This is a genomic window from Marinimicrobium sp. LS-A18, from assembly GCF_000463525.1.
Lineage (GTDB): Bacteria > Pseudomonadota > Gammaproteobacteria > Pseudomonadales > Cellvibrionaceae > Marinimicrobium > Marinimicrobium koreense.
In genome coordinates this window covers 149,291-165,225 of the sequence record NZ_AWEP01000005.1, presented here as the reverse complement: position 1 = coordinate 165,225, position 15,935 = coordinate 149,291, and the positions used below count along the sequence as shown (strand labels likewise).

The following is a 15,935-nucleotide window of genomic DNA, read 5'->3' as shown; positions in this document are numbered from 1 at the left end:
CGCTGTTAAAACAGTGCCAGCGGCGGCTCGTCCAGAGCCGCCAACTGTTCCCGCAATTCCAGAATGTGCTCGCCCCAATAGCGTTCGGTATTGAACCAGGGGAAGCTTTTGGGAAATGCCGGGTCTTGCCAACGACGCGCCAGCCAGGCGCTGTAATTCATGATGCGCAAACTGCGTAGCGCCTCAATCAGGTTCAGTTCCGCAAAATTGAAATCACAGAACTCCTGATAACCCTCCACGATTTCCGACAGTTGTGCGGTCTGTTGCTCCCTTTCCCCCGACAGCAGCATCCACAGATCCTGTACCGCCGGCCCGTTGCGGGCATCGTCAAAGTCGACAAAGTGCGGTGCATCATCCCGCCACAGAATGTTACCCGGATGGCAGTCGCCGTGCAGGCGAATGGGGGTGTATTCGGCGTCGGCAAAAATGCGCTCAAGGCGCCGGATCAGATCCGCCCCCAACGTTTCATAGGAAGGGCGCAGGCTTTCGGGAATGAACGATTCGGACAGTAGAAATTCGTAACTGTCCACCGCAAAACTCTGTACGTCCAGGGTCGGGCGATGGGCAAACGGACGGGCCTCGCCCAGGGCGTGAATGCGCCCGAGTACCCGGCCCAGAGTCAGCAGTTGATCGAAGTCATCGAGATTCGGGGCGTGGCCCCCCTGGCGGGGGTACAGGGCGAAACGAAAGCCCTGGTATTCGCGCAGGGTGTGACCCTCGACATCGGGTAAGGGGGGCACGACGGACACTTCCAGGTCCAGCAGGTCCCGGGTAAAGTCGTGTTCTTCCTGAATCTGCGCGTCGCTCCAACGCTCCGGGCGGTAGAACTTGGCGATCAGCGGCGGCCCCTCTTCCATGCCCACCTGATACACCCGGTTCTCATAGCTGTTGAGCGCCAGAATGCGCATGTCACTCAGGTAGCCGCTACTTTCCACCGCATCCAGGACCAGATCCGGCGAGAGCGCTTCATAAGGATGTGCGGATGTGCTCATAGTGCCCTCCCAAACCGGCATTGTACCGGTTATGGGAGGGCGGATGGGAGATCAGTCGAGCGAGCGGCTGCCCCAGATGGCCACACCGTCCACCGACAGTGCACTGAAGGTCACCACAAACTCCTGCTCCGACGGGCTCCACAGGCGTGCGGCCACGCCTTCGAAGGTGCCTTCGTCATCCAGGGTCACAGTGATGGCGTTGTCCGCCCCGAGGGTCCAGTCACCGCTGGCCTCGCCGGAGATCTGACCGCCGTCTTCCAGCTCGATGGTCACGGAGCTTTTGATCTGGGCGGTGATGTCCAGGCCGTGGTTGACCAGCTCGTAGGTGCCCGGTACGTCGGCTTCGCTGATGCTTGACTCGATGGCCTCGTCCGCCTCAGAGGTGGGCACATAGCGGTGCGGTGCCACCACCGGCCAGCCGTCGGCATTGATGAACAGTTCGTGCACACGGACTTCGTGCTGTTCGCCGCGTCCGGGGAAGCGGGTGTGGAAGAACATCAGGTGTTTGCCCAGCTCCTCGTCGTAATAGGCCGAGTTGTGTCCCGGGGAGACGTAGCCGTTCCCGCCATTGGCAAACTGGAAGTTGCCCATCAGTTTCACTGCACCGTCTTCGATCGAGGCGTCATCAAACAGAGGCAAGCTCGGGTCGGACTTCACCTCGGCCACGTCATTACCTGCGTAGTCGAGGTAAGGGCCGTCCGGGGATAGCGAGCGGGCGACGCGGATATTGTAGGCCCCGCCGGCGCCCAGACCACCAAAGGAACTGAACAGGTAGTAGTACTCGGATTCGGGGCTGTACAGCACGTAGGGGGCTTCGATCCGGCTGTGATTGCCGCCGATCAGATGCGTGCCATAACCTTGCCCAGGCATTGGCAACCCGGTACTCGGGTCCATCTGTAGAATATACAGACCACCGGAGTAGGAACCATAGGTCATCCAGAGGTTGCCCTGATGATCGTAGAACGTGTGCGGATCGATCACATTAGGATGAATACGGGGGTCGTAATTCTCGGCGATATAGCCTTCGGTCACCGCACCGGGTTCGAGTGCACTGTCCGCTTCCCAGCCCGAGCGCAGGAAGATTTCGACATTCTCATAAGGACCTTCGATATTGTCGGCGACGGCAACCCCCATGGCCGACTGCGGCGCATCGCCCCGGCAGGCGTTGTAATACATGTAGAAGCGGCCGTCGCTCAGCTGAATGATATCGGCGGCCCAAAGGGTGTCGGCATCGGCCCAGCCCAGGGCATCGGCCAGCTCTTCGGTGACATCGTCAAACAGGGGGTTGGCGGGTGTCACAACATCGGCAACCCGTTCCCAGTTCATCAGGTCGTCGGTCTTGGCCATGGAGAGGTGCGAACCAATCACATAGTAGTCGCTGCCCACCTTGGTCACCGAGGGGTCGTGGACCGCGATGTTGGTAAAGGTTGGACTGACCGATCCTTGGGGGCTGTCCTGGTCTTCATCCTCTGGGGTTTCCTGATCCGGGCTATCGTTGTTCTCGGGCGCTTCCTGACCGGGACCGTCGGAATTCGTCGGGGTTTCTCCACCACCGGAACCGCCGCCGCAGGCGGTCAGGAACAGACTCAGGGCCAGCGCGCTGACCGCGGTCGGAAAGGGGAGCCTCGGGGTCTTGGTATTGCGTGATGTCATGGTATTTTGCCTCGCGATATCAGGCGGAGCGCCACAAGCGATGTTCGCCCGCCAGGTTGTATTTATTGAACTTACGCTCAACAAACTACCATGATGTAATATGGTAATACAAATAGACCGAGACTATTGGGTACTTTGGTGGGCCTGGGGCGACTCTGGCGTCCGGGCCAGGGCCCAGACTTCCACCGAGCGGGCTCCCGCCTCCCGCATAAGTCGGCTCAGTGCCCGCACGGTGCTGGTGGTGGTCACCACATCGTCAACCAGGGCAACCCGTCGTCCCGCAAGGCGCTTTTCGGTGCGAGGATTCAAGGAAAAAGCGTGGCGCAGGTTATGGATGCGGGCGGTTCGGGTCAGCCCCTGTTGGGCGCGGGTCGGCTGGGGTCTTCGCACCACCCGGCTCAACACCGGCAGGCTCAGTGCCCGGCCCAGGTCGTGGGCCAACAGTTCCGTCTGGTTGAAGCCGCGTTTGAGCCGACGGGTCCAGTGCATGGGGACCGGGACCAGCAGTTCCGGCCAGGTTTCTTCGCTCTCTTCCTCCCGCTCCGCCCTGAGTAGCCCGGCGAGCAATCCGCTCAAGGCCCGGCCCGATGCCAGTTTGCGACGGTACTTGAAGGCGTGGACCAGGTGGTCCAGAGGGTAGTCGTAGATTCCCAGGACCCGGCAGCGTTCAAAGTCTGGTGGTGCCTGCAGGCAATACCCACAGTAGCGGCTATCCACGGACAGCGGCAGGGCGCAGGTAAGGCATTGATGGTCGTGGCGGGCGAGGTAGGGCAAATCGAATTCGCACCCCTGACACAGCAGGTCGGCACCGGGTTGGGAGCACAGCAGACAGTATCGGGGCAACCGGGGCAGGGTGGCCATAAGGTCCTTGAGTCCATTCCACTTCAATCCATTCCACTTCAATCCATTCCTCTTCAATCCATTCCTCTTCAATCCATTCCACATGGGGGGTAGTCCTTTGGTTAGTGGCTTGCAGGTAGATCATGACTTCTCGGGCCGCTGACGTCCAGCCCGGAGGCCCAAACCGCCGGGTATGTGCTCTGGTGGGCGAGGGTGCTGTAAACCCGATCAGGGCGTTTTGGTTGACAGCGGCCCGTGGGCCGCTACTATAGAGGGCTTTTGGACCTCAAACACACCGGGATTGAACCATGAACGCCACTGCACAACCGCCGATTCGCCACGACTGGACCCGGGACGAGATTCTCGCCCTGTTCGACCTGCCGTTCAGCGACCTCATGTTTCAGGCACAGACCGTGCACCGCGCCCACTTCGATCCCAATCAAGTGCAGGTCAGCACCCTGTGCTCGATCAAAACCGGCGCCTGCCCGGAAGATTGCAAATACTGCCCCCAGAGTGCCCGCTACGACACCGGTCTGGAGCGCGAGCGTCTGATGGCGGTAGAGAAAGTCCTGGAAGAAGCCCGGGCCGCCAAGGCCAGCGGCGCCACCCGCTTTTGCATGGGTGCCGCCTGGCGCAGCCCCAAGAACCGGGACCTTAACTACGTCACGGACATGGTCAAAGGGGTCAAGTCCCTGGGCCTGGAAACCTGCATGACGCTGGGGATGCTCGACGAAGGGCAGGCAAAAACCCTGGCCGAGGCGGGCCTGGATTACTACAACCACAACCTGGATACTTCTCCCGAGTATTACGGCGAGGTGATCACCACCCGTACCTATCAGGATCGTCTGGAAACCCTGGACAACGTTCGCAAGGCCGGTATGAAAGTCTGTTGTGGCGGGATTGTCGGTATGGGCGAAGAAAAGACCGACCGCGCGGGTCTGTTGCAGCAACTGGCCACCATGCCGGACCATCCGGAGTCGGTACCCATCAACATGCTGGTGAAGGTGGCCGGTACGCCCTTTGCGGAAGAGGAAGACCTGGACCCCTTCGAGTTTATCCGCACCATCGCGGTGGCCCGGATTCTGATGCCTCAGTCGCATGTCCGTCTGTCTGCCGGGCGCGAGGAGATGAACGACCAGATGCAGGCCATGGCCTTCCTGGCCGGCGCCAACTCGATTTTCTACGGCGAAAAGTTGCTCACGACCGCCAACCCGGAAGCCAACAAGGATATGCAGTTGTTCAAGCGCCTGGGGATTCAGCCTGAGCAGCGCGAAGTGCATATCGACGAAGCCGAGCAGGATGAGGTCGAGCTGGCCGGGGCGCTGGAAGAGGCGCGCAACGACCAATTCTTCTACAACGCCGCCAAGTAAGCCGTGCCCCACGCCTCTCTGGATGCGGCGCTCGGGCCCGCACTGACGGCTCGTCGGGCCCAGTCGCTCTATCGCCAGCGCCGGACGCTGGCCTCCCCGCAGGGCCCCGAGGTGGTGGTCGATGGCCGGCAACTGGTCGGTTTCTGCAGCAACGACTATCTGGGCCTGGCCAACCACCCGGACGTCATCAAAGCATTCAAAGCCGGCGCCGATAATCTGGGGGTGGGCAGTGGAGCCTCTCACCTGGTCTGCGGCCACTCCCGCGAGCACCATGCCCTGGAAGAGGAACTGGCGGCGTTCTGTGGCCGCGAGCGGGCATTGCTGTTTTCCACCGGTTACATGGCCAACCTGGGCACGGTGACCGCCCTGGTGGGCAAGGGCGACGGCATTTTTGAAGACCGTCTTAACCACGCCTCGCTGCTCGATGCCGGGCTGCTGAGTGGGGCCCGTTTCCAGCGTTTTTCCCACAATGACCCGGAACACCTGGAGCGCCGCCTCGCGGGCTCTGATGCCAGGCGTCGCCTGGTGGCCGTGGACGGCGTGTTCAGCATGGACGGTGACTGCGCCCCACTTGTCGATCTCGCCCGGGTCGCCAATACGCACGACGGCTGGCTGATGGTGGATGATGCCCACGGCTTCGGCTGCCTGGGCGAGCGCGGCGCAGGCACCCTGGACGCTCAGGGTGTGGCCGAGGCGCAGGTGCCGATTTATATGGCGACGCTGGGCAAGGCACTGGGCACTGCCGGAGCGTTTGTGGCGGGCAGCGAGGCCCTTATTGAAACGCTGATCCAGTTTGCCCGTAGCTACATCTACACCACCGCGTTGCCACCGGCGGTCGCGGCGGCGACCCGGGCGAGCCTGCGGCTGGTGCAGGAGGAGGCCTGGCGCCGGACGGAGCTCAATGAGCGCATTGCACAGTTCCGGGATGGCGCGCGCGCCCTCGGGCTTACCCTGATGGACTCCCACACGGCGGTCCAGCCGGTGCTGATTGGGGATGACCGCCGGGCACTCGCCCTGGCATCCGCCCTGGAGAAGAAAGGCTACTGGGTGGTCGCTATTCGCCCACCCACCGTACCTAAAGGCAGTGCCCGACTGAGAGTGACCCTGAGTGCCAGCCACTCCCGGGCACAGGTGGCCGGGCTGCTGTCCGCGCTGGCGGACAGTCTCCATGAACTTGCGTCAGTGGAGGCGCCGTGACCGACCCGATGATTCCCCTGAGTGCGCCCCGGGAGCTCGATGCTCCACTGGCCGCCCACCATTTTCCCGCGCTCGTACCGACCTCGGCCGAACCCTTGGTGTTGCTGCACGGCTGGGGTTTTGACAGCCGCAGTTGGGAACCCCTGCTACCCTGGTTGCGCCAGTACAGCGATGTCATTGCTCTGGACCTGCCGGGCTTTGGTGACAGTCCGGCCGGTGCGGATTTCTCGCTCGATAGCGTACTCGATGCCATTGATCAGAGCCTGCCGGCGCAGGCCACTCTGGTGGGGTGGTCTCTGGGCGGCATGCTCGCGGTGGCACTGGCCGCCCGGCGGCCGGAGCGTATTGCCCGCGTGATCACCCTCGCCAGCAATCTGCGCTTTGTGGCGGATGCGCGCTGGCCAGAGGCCATGGCGCCGGCCACCAACGAGCGATTCAAGCGCGATTTCGAGCGCGCCCCTGCCAAAGGGCTGAAACGGTTTCTGGGTCTGGTCGCCCATGGCGATCAGCGCGAGCGGGAGGTGCGCGCAGCGCTGGCAAGCCTTCAGCCGGAGCCCGAACAGGTTCGGCCTCAATGGGGCCAGGCACTGACGCTGTTATCCGATCTGGATAATGCCCGTGCCTTCGAGCAACTGCGGCAGCCCGGTCTGCACCTGTATGCCGAGCACGACGCTCTGGTTCCCCTGGCTGCCGCCGGTCAGCTGCCGGCACTCAACCAGCGCCAGCGGGTGTCCGTGGTGGCCGGGGCGGGGCACGCCATGCACTGGAGTGAGCCGGAGCGGGTGGGAGAGGCCGTGCTGCATTTTCTGAATTTGACCACCGGGCAACTGGATAAGCGCCGGGTCGCTCACTCGTTCAGCCGGGCAGCCACCAGTTACGACAGTGTCGCGCGACTGCAGCGCGCGGTGGGAGAGACGCTACTGAATCAGTTGGGCGGGCAGGACCTTGGGGTGGTGGACACCCTGGTGGATCTGGGCTGCGGTACCGGCTATTTTGGCGAGCGGCTGGCCCACCGGCTTCCCGAGGCGCAGCTGATCGGACTGGATATTGCCGAGGGCATGCTCCGCTTTGCCCGTCAGGAGCGCGATATTCCGGCTCTGTGGCTATGTGGTGATGCCGAGGAATTACCCCTGGCCGATGCCAGTGTGGATCTGGTCTTTTCCAGCCTGTCGGTCCAGTGGTGTGAACACCTGCCAAGCCTGTTCGGCGAGCTGCAGCGGGTGCTGAAACCGGGCGGGCGGCTGCTGTTTTCCACCCTGGGGCCGCGCACGCTCTGGGAGTTGAAAAGCGCCTGGCAGCGGGTGGACGGTTACGTTCACGTCAACCGCTTTCCTCCCCAGCGGGCGGTTGACGACGCACTGTGCCAGGCGGGGTTCCAGGGCACCGAGTGGCTGCGCGAGGAACGGGTGCTGCGCTACGAGGCGCTGGCCGACTTGACCCGGGAGCTCAAGGCGCTCGGGGCACACAATGTCAACCGGGGGCAGCCGGAAGGGCTCACCGGGCGACAGAAAATTCAGGCGCTCAAGGCTGCCTACGAGCCGTTCCGGGAGGGCGGACTCCTCCCCGCCAGCTACGAGGTGTATTACGCCGCTGCGCGCAAGCCTTCTTAATCCGACGTTGAAAGAGATCTGCACACCATGGCAAAACACGCGTTTTTTGTCACCGGCACGGATACCGGTGTGGGTAAAACCTGTATCGCGGCCGGCCTGCTCCAGGCCGCCAACAGTCGGGGCCTGACCACAGCGGCGCTCAAGCCGGTGGCCGCGGGCTGTGAACGGACCCCGGAGGGACTGCGCAACGAGGATGCCCTGTTGTTGCAGTCGGTGGTCAATCCGCCCCTCGATTACGAGCAGATCAACCCCGTGGCCCTCGAACCGGCCATCGCGCCCCACATTGCCGCGCTGGAAGCCCGGCGGCCCCTGTCGACCGATCGTCTGGCGGGTTATTGCCGCGGCGTTCTGGGGCAGGCGGATTTTACCGTCGTCGAGGGCGCCGGGGGCTGGCGAGTGCCGCTCAACCCGGCTGAAACTCTGGCGGATCTGGCCAGACAGCTCAATTTGCCGGTCATTCTGGTGGTGGGGGTGCGCCTGGGTTGTCTGAATCACGCGCTGTTGACCGCCGAGGCGATTGCCCGCGATGGTTTGCCGTTGGCCGGCTGGGTGGCCAACGTGCTGGACTCGGATATGCCGCGTCTGCGGGAGAATGTGGACGCACTCGGGCAACGCCTGCGGGCGCCGTTTCTGGGTTGGGTGCCGTCACTGACCTCGCCGACCCCGAGTGCGGTTGCCGAGCACCTGAATCTGGACCCCCTGATCGGTTAGTTCGTTCGGTTCTATAAATGGCCGTTTTACTGCAAAAAACTCTGATAAATTGCCGGTCTTGATTGTTTTTTGGTCAGTTGGCGCGCTAAACTAACGAGGACAGCATTCTCAGATCGGCCGCTCAGGCCGCAATGAAAGGGGGTATACGATGGAAATTGGTTCTGCCGTCAATCAGGCCTTGATCGGCATGCAGCGCAGCCAGTCTGAAATGACCAGCTCGGCGCAGCAGATCGTCCAGTCGGGCACCGTGCCTGCGACCGAATCGGCCTCCAGCCTGCAGATCGTGGAGCCTCTGATCAATATCGAGGCCCAGCAGCAGGTGTTTGACAGTAACGCCCGGGTGCTTGAAGCTGCCGATGAAAATGTCGGCCGGCTGATTGATACCATGGCCTGATAGCCCCCTTCGATCATGGCCTCGGTCATCCCCTCCAACTTTGCCAACGCCGTGGCGCCCTTTGTGCCCGCCGGACGTGCGCCTGTGGGACAGGAAACCGAGGACCTTAGAGGTTCCAGCCTCCAGCCACTGGAGGAATCGGCCGAGACGGCCCGAAGCGAGAACTTCCGCTCCCCCGATCAGCGCCCCGGAGAAACCGATCAGCAGTGGCAGCAGCAGGAAAGCCGCGACCCGCGTATTCGCTCCAGCGCTCCAGAGACCGATCAGCCGCCTCCCATTGAAACCAATCGCAACGACCGGGTCACGCTGTCCGCTTCCGGGCAGGCGGCCCTGGCGTCAGAGGCGAGTATCGGTCAGTCTTCCGGGGCTCAGGGCGCTGGCTTGACGGCTGAATCCGGCGCGTCGCCGGCCAGCCCCACGTCCGATGATCCTCGCAGCGCTTTCCGCGACAGTCGGGAGAAGCAGCAGGCGCTGGAAACCCAGGCTGAAATCCGTGAGCTGGCGGCCCGGGATCGTGAGGTCCGTCAGCACGAGCAGGCCCATGCGGCCCTCGGCGGTCGTTATGCCGGTGCCCCCCAGTACGACTTCGTGCGCGGCCCCGATGGCGTTTCCTATGCGGTGTCGGGGGAGGTCCCCATAGATACCAGCCGGGTTCCGAACGACCCCCAGGCGACCATTGAAAAGGCGCAGCAGATCCGGCGCGCGGCCTACGCGCCGGCCGAACCCTCCGATACCGATCGGCGGGTGGCCGCTGAAGCGGCGCAAATGGAAGCTCAGGCACGCGCCGAACTGCGCCAGATGGAGGCGCAGGAGGCCGAAGAAAGGCGTACATCGCCGGATGAGGAGGGCGAATCCAGTGCGCGGCGCGATGAGCTCAGCTCGGAACGTGAGCGCGAGGAGGCGGAGCGGGAAAACCGCCGTAGCGAGCTGGTTGAGGATGCCCGTCAGCGCAATATCGACACCTACATCCAGTTGGTCGGTCTCAGCGGCCTGACCAGTGAGGGGCGCTCCGGTAACCGCCTGGATCAGCGTATTTAAGTCCCGCCACGCCGCCGCTTTTGCCGGCCCGTTTCCCGTTCTATACTGTCTGCCTTTGGCGCCGCCGAGTCGGTGCTCCGGTTGAATGATGTCCTCGTGGAGGCAGGCAGTGCATAAACCTCAATTGACCCCGGAAGATCAGGCGCGCGTTGACGCGGTTACCCGTCGGGGCGTGAATAGTGTCGAGCGCAAGCCGTTCCGGCTCTGGACGTTACTGGGAGTGATTTTGCTGGTGCTGACGATGCTCAGCGGGGTGAGTTTTCTGATTGCCCGTATTCAGGGCGTGGTCTGAGTGACGCAACCGGCGCGCCCTGACGGGGCGCCGGTTGCGTGCACGTTACTCGCTGACCGTAATGGTGATCTTCTCGGATACTACCGGCTCGTCGTGCGGACGGTGCAGGTGATCCCCCAGCAAGAGCTGCAGCGTGTGCTCGCCGGGCTCCAGCTCTACCGTCGTCTCGGTCTGACCGCCGCCGAAGTGGACGTGCTGATCGTCCGCCGGGATCGGCATATCCAGGTCGGGCAGTGTCTCCAGGTCAATCAGCAGGTGATGGTGCCCGGTGTTGTCCCGCTCAACGCCCGCCGGAGCCACGCCCATACCCTTGAGACCGAACTTTACGGTAACCGGGCTGGTGACCGTGTCGCCGTCGCTCGGGGAAATGATATAGGCGCTGGGGCTGTCGGCCTGGGCGGACAGCGCGGCCAGGGCGAGGGTGGCGGTGCCCAGTAAAGTGCGTAGTAAATGTGTCATCGAAAACCTCCGTGCAGTGGGTCATGGGAATGAAACCTGATGGCGTCATTATAGGTGCTAAGGGTACGGCTCGATACCGCGACCGGATGCTCAAGTGTAAAGAAGCTTAATGGCGCAAGTATTTGAAATAAGTTGAAATTGGGGTTGACCCACCCTGGGTGTATGCCTATAATTCGCCACCTCGGTTAGGCAGTGCCGCCGAGTTGAAGTTGCGGGGTGGAGCAGTCTGGTAGCTCGTCGGGCTCATAACCCGAAGGTCGTTGGTTCAAATCCAGCCCCCGCTACCACTTATTTGGAAAGCTGATGCGTGACCTTTATACGGTGTTCAGCTTTCCCAGTCGGCCCGAAAAGAAGCCGGCGCTCGAATAAGCCCCTGTCATGGGGCTTTTTTGTATTTGTAAAAAGGGGTGCACCCCCGCCACAGAGGCCTGTGGCCGCAGTTTCGAAAATGGGCCTCTGGCCCATTTTTTGTAACTGCCCTTCGTGGCAGTTGCTCTGCGGGCCCGCGCCGGACGCGTTGACATCGCTCCCGGCGTTTATTTTTCAGGGCGGCACCCCGCCACACAGGTGAACCGATTTCATGGCGTCCAAACAGGAACAGCTGCACGCGCTGATCGCGCCCGTTGTTGAAGCGCTGGAGTGTGAACTCTGGGGGTTGGAATATCTGACCCAGGGCCGTTACTCCACGCTGCGCATCTATATTGATCGCCCGGGTGAGGAAGGCGTCAACCTGGAAGACTGCGAACGGGTCAGTCGTCAGGTGAGCAGCCTTATGGATGTGGAAGATCCCATTACCAACCGTTACACCCTCGAGGTGTCATCGCCGGGAATGGATCGACCACTGTTCACGCCCGAACAGTATGCGCGCTATATCGGTGAAGTGATTTCATTGAAGACCCGGGCCCCCGTCGCGGGTCGGCGCAAGTTCAAAGGTCAATTACAGGCGGTTGAAGGGGACTCGGTAGTCTTGATAGTGGATGGTGCGGAGCACACGCTGTCGATCGGGTCGATTGAAAAAGCGAATTTGGTCCCACGCTTTTAATTAAGCGCGGTGAAGGAGTTTAACGAGGCAAGCTCATGAACAAAGAAATTTTGTTGGTCGCCGATGCGGTGTCAAATGAAAAGGGTGTGGAGAAAGAAATCATTTTCCAGGCCATCGAAACTGCGCTGGCCACGGCAACCAAAAAGCGTTTTGATGAGGACTCGAATATTGAAGTCCTGATCGACCGTGCTACCGGCGACTATGAAACCTTCCGTACCTGGGAGGTGGTCAGTGATGATGTGGTGGCCGAGCTGGGCACCCAGTTGACCACCGAGGAGGCGGCTGAAAAAGATCCCGACCTCAAGGTAGGCGATATCTGCCGCGAGAAAATCGAGAACGTGGAGTTTGGCCGGATTGCCGCCCAGACCGCCAAGCAGGTGATCGTACAGAAAGTTCGCGAAGCCGAGCGCGCCCAGATGGTGGAAGAGTATCGCGATCAGGTCGGTGAGCTGGTCAGCGGCACGGTGAAAAAAGTGACCCGCGATAGTATCATTGTGGACCTCGGCAACAATGCCGAAGGTCTGTTGCCACGGGACCAACTGGTCGGTCGGGAGATCTTCCGGGTCGGTGATCGCGTGCGCGCCCTGTTGCAGGATGTCCGCAATGAAACGCGGGGTCCGCAGCTGTTCTTGAGCCGATCCTGCCCGGAAATGCTGATTGAGCTGTTCAAGATTGAAGTGCCCGAGATTTCCGAAGAAGTCATCGAGATCAAGGGTGCCGCACGGGATCCGGGCCTGCGCGCCAAGATCGCCGTCAACACCAACGATGGCCGCATCGATCCGGTCGGTGCCTGTGTGGGCATGCGCGGTTCCCGCGTTCAGGCTGTGTCCAACGAGTTGGGTAACGAGCGGGTGGACATCGTGCTGTGGGACGACAACCCCGCGCAGTTCGTGATCAACGCCATGTCGCCGGCCGAAATTGAATCCATCGTGGTGGATGAGGACACTGGCTCCATGGACCTGGCGGTCGGGGAAGACAATCTTGCCATGGCCATTGGCCGTGGTGGTCAGAACGTCCGCCTGGCCAGTGAGCTGACCGGCTGGGACATCAACGTGATGAGCGTGGAAGAGTGGCAGTCCAAGCAGGAAGAAGAGTCCGGCAGCTATATTGAGCTGTTCATGAATGCGCTGGATGTCGATGAAGACGTGGCTGGCGTTCTGGTGGAGGAGGGTTTCACTTCTCTGGAAGAAGTGGCCTATGTACCACTGGATGAAATGCTCGGCATTGAAGGTTTTGATGAAGACATTGCCGAAGAGCTGCGTGCGCGCGCCAAAGACGCGCTGCTGACTCAGGCTCTGGCCTCGGAAGAAAGCTCAGAGCCTGCGGATGACCTGCTCAATATGGAAGGTATGGATGAGGCCTTGGCGAAAACGCTGGCGGGCCGCGGTATCGTCACAATGGAAGACCTGGCTGAACAGGCTATTGATGACCTGCTGGACATCGACGGCATGGATGAAGAGCGCGCAGCGGCGCTGATCATGAAAGCGCGCGAGCCCTGGTTTGCCTGATTCCTGAACGGTTGAATTGATTCAGGTCGAGCACCGCGGGCAACGAACAACACTGAGGATACACAATGGCAGAAGTAACAGTTAGCGAACTCGCCAAATCTGTGGGCGCACCGGTCGAGCGTCTGCTGAAGCAGATGCAAGAGGCCGGCTTGAGCCAGAAAACCGAAGACGCACTGGTGTCTGACGAGGAAAAGCAAACGTTGCTGACCTACCTCAAGACCAGCCATGGGGAGTCTTCGGACGGGCCCAAGAAGATTACGCTCAAGCGCAAAACCACCACTACCCTGAAGACCGGTAGTGGTGCGGCGCGTAAGACGGTAAACGTGGAAGTGCGCAAGAAGCGCACCTACGTCAAGCGCGATCCTCAAGAAGTGCAGGCTGAGGAAGAGGCGTTGGAAGCCGAGAAGATAGCGGCGGAAAATGCGGCGGCCGAAGAAGCGCGCGCCCGCAAGCTGGCCGAGGAGAAGGCTGCGGCCGAAGCGAAGGCGGCGGAGGAGGCGGAAGCCAAAGCCCGCGCCGAGCAGGCCGAGAGCCGCGCGGAAGCGCCTGCGGACGAAGCCAAATCCGAAGAGGCCAAGACCGAAGAAGCCCCGGCGGAGCCGACGCGTCCGTCGTTTGTCGACGACGCGGAAGAAATCCGTATTCGCGCTCAGGAGCGCCGCAAGGCAGAAGAAGCCAAGCGTGAAGCCGAGTTGAAAGCGCTTGAAGAAGTGCGTCGTGCCCAGGAAGAAGCTCGTGCCGAGCGTGCGGCGGCCGCACCGGTGGCGCCGCCGGCCGAAAAGGAAGACACCAAACACGGCAAGAAAGAAAAGCGTCACAGTAAGCCGTTTGATGAGGAAGAAGGTAACAAGCATCGCAAGCGCGCCGGCGGCAAGGGCAAGCGTTCCATGGGCCCGAAGAAAAACTCCAAGGCCGATATTTATGCGATGGTGGAAGATGAAACGGAATCCGAAGAGGTTCTGGCTCGTCGCCGCAGTGTTCGCGCGGCCCACAAGGCCTCCAACAAACATGCATTCAAAAAACCGACAGGTAAGATTATTCGCGACGTAGAAATTCCCGAGACCATCACCGTGGGCGAGCTGGCCCAGCGGATGAGCGTCAAGTCGGGCGAAGTGATCAAGCAATTGATGAAAATGGGCGTCATGGCCACCATCAACCAGCCGCTGGAGCAGGATACCGCCCAGTTGCTGGTCGAAGAGTACGGCCACAACGCAGTGCTCAAGAGCGAAGACGAAATCGAGCACAAGCTCGAGGAAGAGCTGGAAGTGAAGGTGCAGGGCGAAGGTAAGCCGCGCGCCCCGGTGGTGACCGTGATGGGTCACGTCGACCACGGTAAGACCTCGCTTCTGGACTACATTCGTAAAACCAAGGTGGCCTCCGGCGAAGCCGGTGGTATCACCCAGCACATTGGCGCCTATCGGGTCAAAACCAGCCAGGGCGAAGTCGCCTTCCTGGATACCCCCGGTCACGCCGCGTTTACCGCCATGCGTGCCCGCGGTGCCCAGTGCACCGACGTGGTGATTCTGGTGGTGGCCGCCGACGATGGCGTCATGCCCCAGACCGAAGAGGCGATTCAGCACTCCAAGGCCGCCGGTGTGCCCATCGTGGTTGCCATCAACAAGTGCGATAAGGAAAACGCCGACCCCGAGCGGGTGAAAAACGAGCTGGCCGCGAAGGAAGTGATTCCGGAAGAGTGGGGCGGTGATACCCAGTTCATTGAAGTCTCGGCCCACACCGGTGCCGGTATCGATGAGCTGCTGGAAGCCGTGTCTCTGCAAGCCGAAATTCTGGAGCTCAAAGCAGTAGAAGATGCACCCGCCCAGGGCGTGGTGGTTGAATCCCGTGTTGAGAAGGGCCGCGGTGTCGTGGCGACTCTGTTGGTACAGCAGGGCACCCTGAATCACGGTGATCTGGTGCTGGCCGGACAGAGCTATGGTCGCGTGCGCGCCATGACCAACGAGCTGGGCCAGCAGGTCAAGTCCGTTGGGCCGTCCTCGCCGGTTGAGATTCTGGGTCTGGACAACGCACCCAGTGCCGGTGATGACTTTGCCGTACTGGAAGACGAGCGCAAGGCGCGCGAGGTTGCCGAGTTCCGCGCCGAGAAAGAGCGTAAGGAAAAGCTGCAGCGTCAGCAGGCGGCCAAGCTGGAAAACATGTTTGCCAATATGGAAAGCGACCAGAAGAAAATTCTGCCGGTCGTGGTCAAGGCGGACGTGCGTGGCTCACTGGAAGCCATCCAGTCCTCCCTGATGGAAATTGGCAACGACGAAGTGCAGGTCAACATCGTATCCTCCGGTGTCGGCGGCATTACCGAAAACGACGTCAACCTGGCGTTGACCTCCGGTGCCATTGTCTTTGGTTTCAATGTGCGGGCGCCGGCCGGTACCCGTCGTCTGGCCGAAAACGAAGGCGTGGAAATCCGCTACTACAGCATCATTTACCAGCTGTTGGATGATGTGAAGAGCGCCCTGAGCGGTATGCTCGAGCCGGAGCGTGTCGAGACCATCGTCGGTATTGCCGATGTACGTGAAGTGTTCAGCTCACCCAAATTCGGCCAGGTGGCCGGCTGTATGGTGACCGAAGGCAACGTGTACCGGAACAAGCCGATCCGCGTTCTGCGCGATAACGTGGTGATCTTCGAAGGGGAACTCGAATCCCTGCGTCGTTACAAAGACGATGTCAACGAAGTGCGTAACGGCATGGAGTGTGGTATCGGCGTGAAGAACTACGACGTGAAGGTCGGTGATCAGATCGAAGTGTTCGAAGTGAAGGAAGTTGCCCGTCAACTGTAATTCACGCACCGCTCGATAGCGCATGCCCCGGTGATGA

At 61.3% G+C, this 15,935-nt stretch carries 14 protein-coding genes and 1 tRNA gene; 11 read left to right on the top strand and 4 right to left on the bottom strand.

The window, feature by feature from the left end; all coding sequences use genetic code 11:
• Positions 1-5 precede the first annotated feature (5 nt).
• The 3 genes from N645_RS0108610 to N645_RS0108600 form a co-directional block, all read right to left on the bottom strand.
• Complete coding sequence (locus N645_RS0108610; RefSeq protein WP_024461103.1) at positions 6-992, bottom strand: serine/threonine protein kinase; 987 nt, start codon at positions 990-992, stop codon at positions 6-8.
• Positions 993-1,043: 51 nt separating this feature from the next.
• A complete protein-coding gene (locus N645_RS0108605) occupies positions 1,044-2,645 on the bottom strand; it encodes a glycoside hydrolase family 43 protein (protein ID WP_024461102.1) in 1,602 nt (533 codons plus the stop codon).
• Positions 2,646-2,768: 123 nt separating this feature from the next.
• A complete protein-coding gene (locus tag N645_RS0108600) occupies positions 2,769-3,506 on the bottom strand; it encodes a ComF family protein (protein WP_024461101.1) in 738 nt (245 codons plus the stop codon).
• 287 nt (positions 3,507-3,793) lie between these two features.
• On the opposite strand from N645_RS0108600, the gene bioB reads away from it, so the two are divergent.
• The 7 genes from bioB to N645_RS0108565 all read left to right on the top strand — a co-directional run bounded on the left by bioB (position 3,794) and on the right by N645_RS0108565 (position 10,097).
• Complete coding sequence (gene bioB / locus N645_RS0108595; protein WP_024461100.1) at positions 3,794-4,855, top strand: biotin synthase BioB; 1,062 nt, start codon at positions 3,794-3,796, stop codon at positions 4,853-4,855.
• Positions 4,856-4,858: 3 nt separating this feature from the next.
• Positions 4,859-6,052, top strand: coding sequence for an 8-amino-7-oxononanoate synthase (gene bioF, locus N645_RS0108590; RefSeq protein ID WP_024461099.1), 1,194 nt, complete (start codon positions 4,859-4,861; stop codon positions 6,050-6,052).
• Entirely contained in the window at positions 6,049-7,662 is a 1,614-nt protein-coding gene (bioC, locus tag N645_RS17720) for a malonyl-ACP O-methyltransferase BioC (RefSeq protein WP_024461098.1), read from the top strand. Before bioF ends, bioC begins: the two co-directional genes overlap by 4 nt.
• Before the next feature lie 27 nt (positions 7,663-7,689).
• A complete protein-coding gene (gene bioD, locus N645_RS0108580; RefSeq protein WP_024461097.1) occupies positions 7,690-8,373 on the top strand; it encodes a dethiobiotin synthase in 684 nt (227 codons plus the stop codon).
• Between the two features lie 148 nt (positions 8,374-8,521).
• The gene (locus tag N645_RS0108575; protein WP_024461096.1) at positions 8,522-8,767 is read left to right on the top strand and encodes a hypothetical protein; all 246 of its coding nucleotides are present in this window, start codon (positions 8,522-8,524) and stop codon (positions 8,765-8,767) included.
• Positions 8,768-8,782: 15 nt separating this feature from the next.
• Positions 8,783-9,805: a putative metalloprotease CJM1_0395 family protein gene (locus tag N645_RS17440; protein WP_024461095.1), complete on the top strand. Its 1,023-nt coding sequence runs from the start codon at positions 8,783-8,785 to the stop codon at positions 9,803-9,805.
• A 109-nt stretch (positions 9,806-9,914) separates the two neighbouring features.
• A complete protein-coding gene (locus N645_RS0108565; RefSeq protein ID WP_024461094.1) occupies positions 9,915-10,097 on the top strand; it encodes a DUF3094 family protein in 183 nt (60 codons plus the stop codon).
• 45 nt (positions 10,098-10,142) lie between these two features.
• Here the strand turns inward: N645_RS0108565 and N645_RS0108560 are convergent, their stop codons facing one another.
• Complete coding sequence (locus N645_RS0108560) at positions 10,143-10,556, bottom strand: DUF4399 domain-containing protein (RefSeq protein WP_024461093.1); 414 nt, start codon at positions 10,554-10,556, stop codon at positions 10,143-10,145.
• Positions 10,557-10,766: 210 nt separating this feature from the next.
• Here N645_RS0108560 and N645_RS0108555 point away from each other — a divergent pair.
• The 4 genes from N645_RS0108555 to infB all read left to right on the top strand — a co-directional run bounded on the left by N645_RS0108555 (position 10,767) and on the right by infB (position 15,898).
• Positions 10,767-10,843: transfer RNA gene (locus N645_RS0108555), tRNA-Met, on the top strand.
• Positions 10,844-11,136: 293 nt separating this feature from the next.
• Complete coding sequence (rimP, locus tag N645_RS0108550) at positions 11,137-11,598, top strand: ribosome maturation factor RimP (protein ID WP_024461092.1); 462 nt, start codon at positions 11,137-11,139, stop codon at positions 11,596-11,598.
• Between the two features lie 35 nt (positions 11,599-11,633).
• Entirely contained in the window at positions 11,634-13,106 is a 1,473-nt protein-coding gene (gene nusA / locus N645_RS0108545; protein WP_024461091.1) for a transcription termination factor NusA, read from the top strand.
• A gap of 65 nt (positions 13,107-13,171) precedes the next feature.
• On the top strand, positions 13,172-15,898 hold the full coding sequence (infB, locus tag N645_RS0108540) for a translation initiation factor IF-2 (RefSeq protein WP_024461090.1): 2,727 nt from the start codon (positions 13,172-13,174) through the stop codon (positions 15,896-15,898).
• The last annotated feature ends 37 nt before the right edge of the window (positions 15,899-15,935 follow it).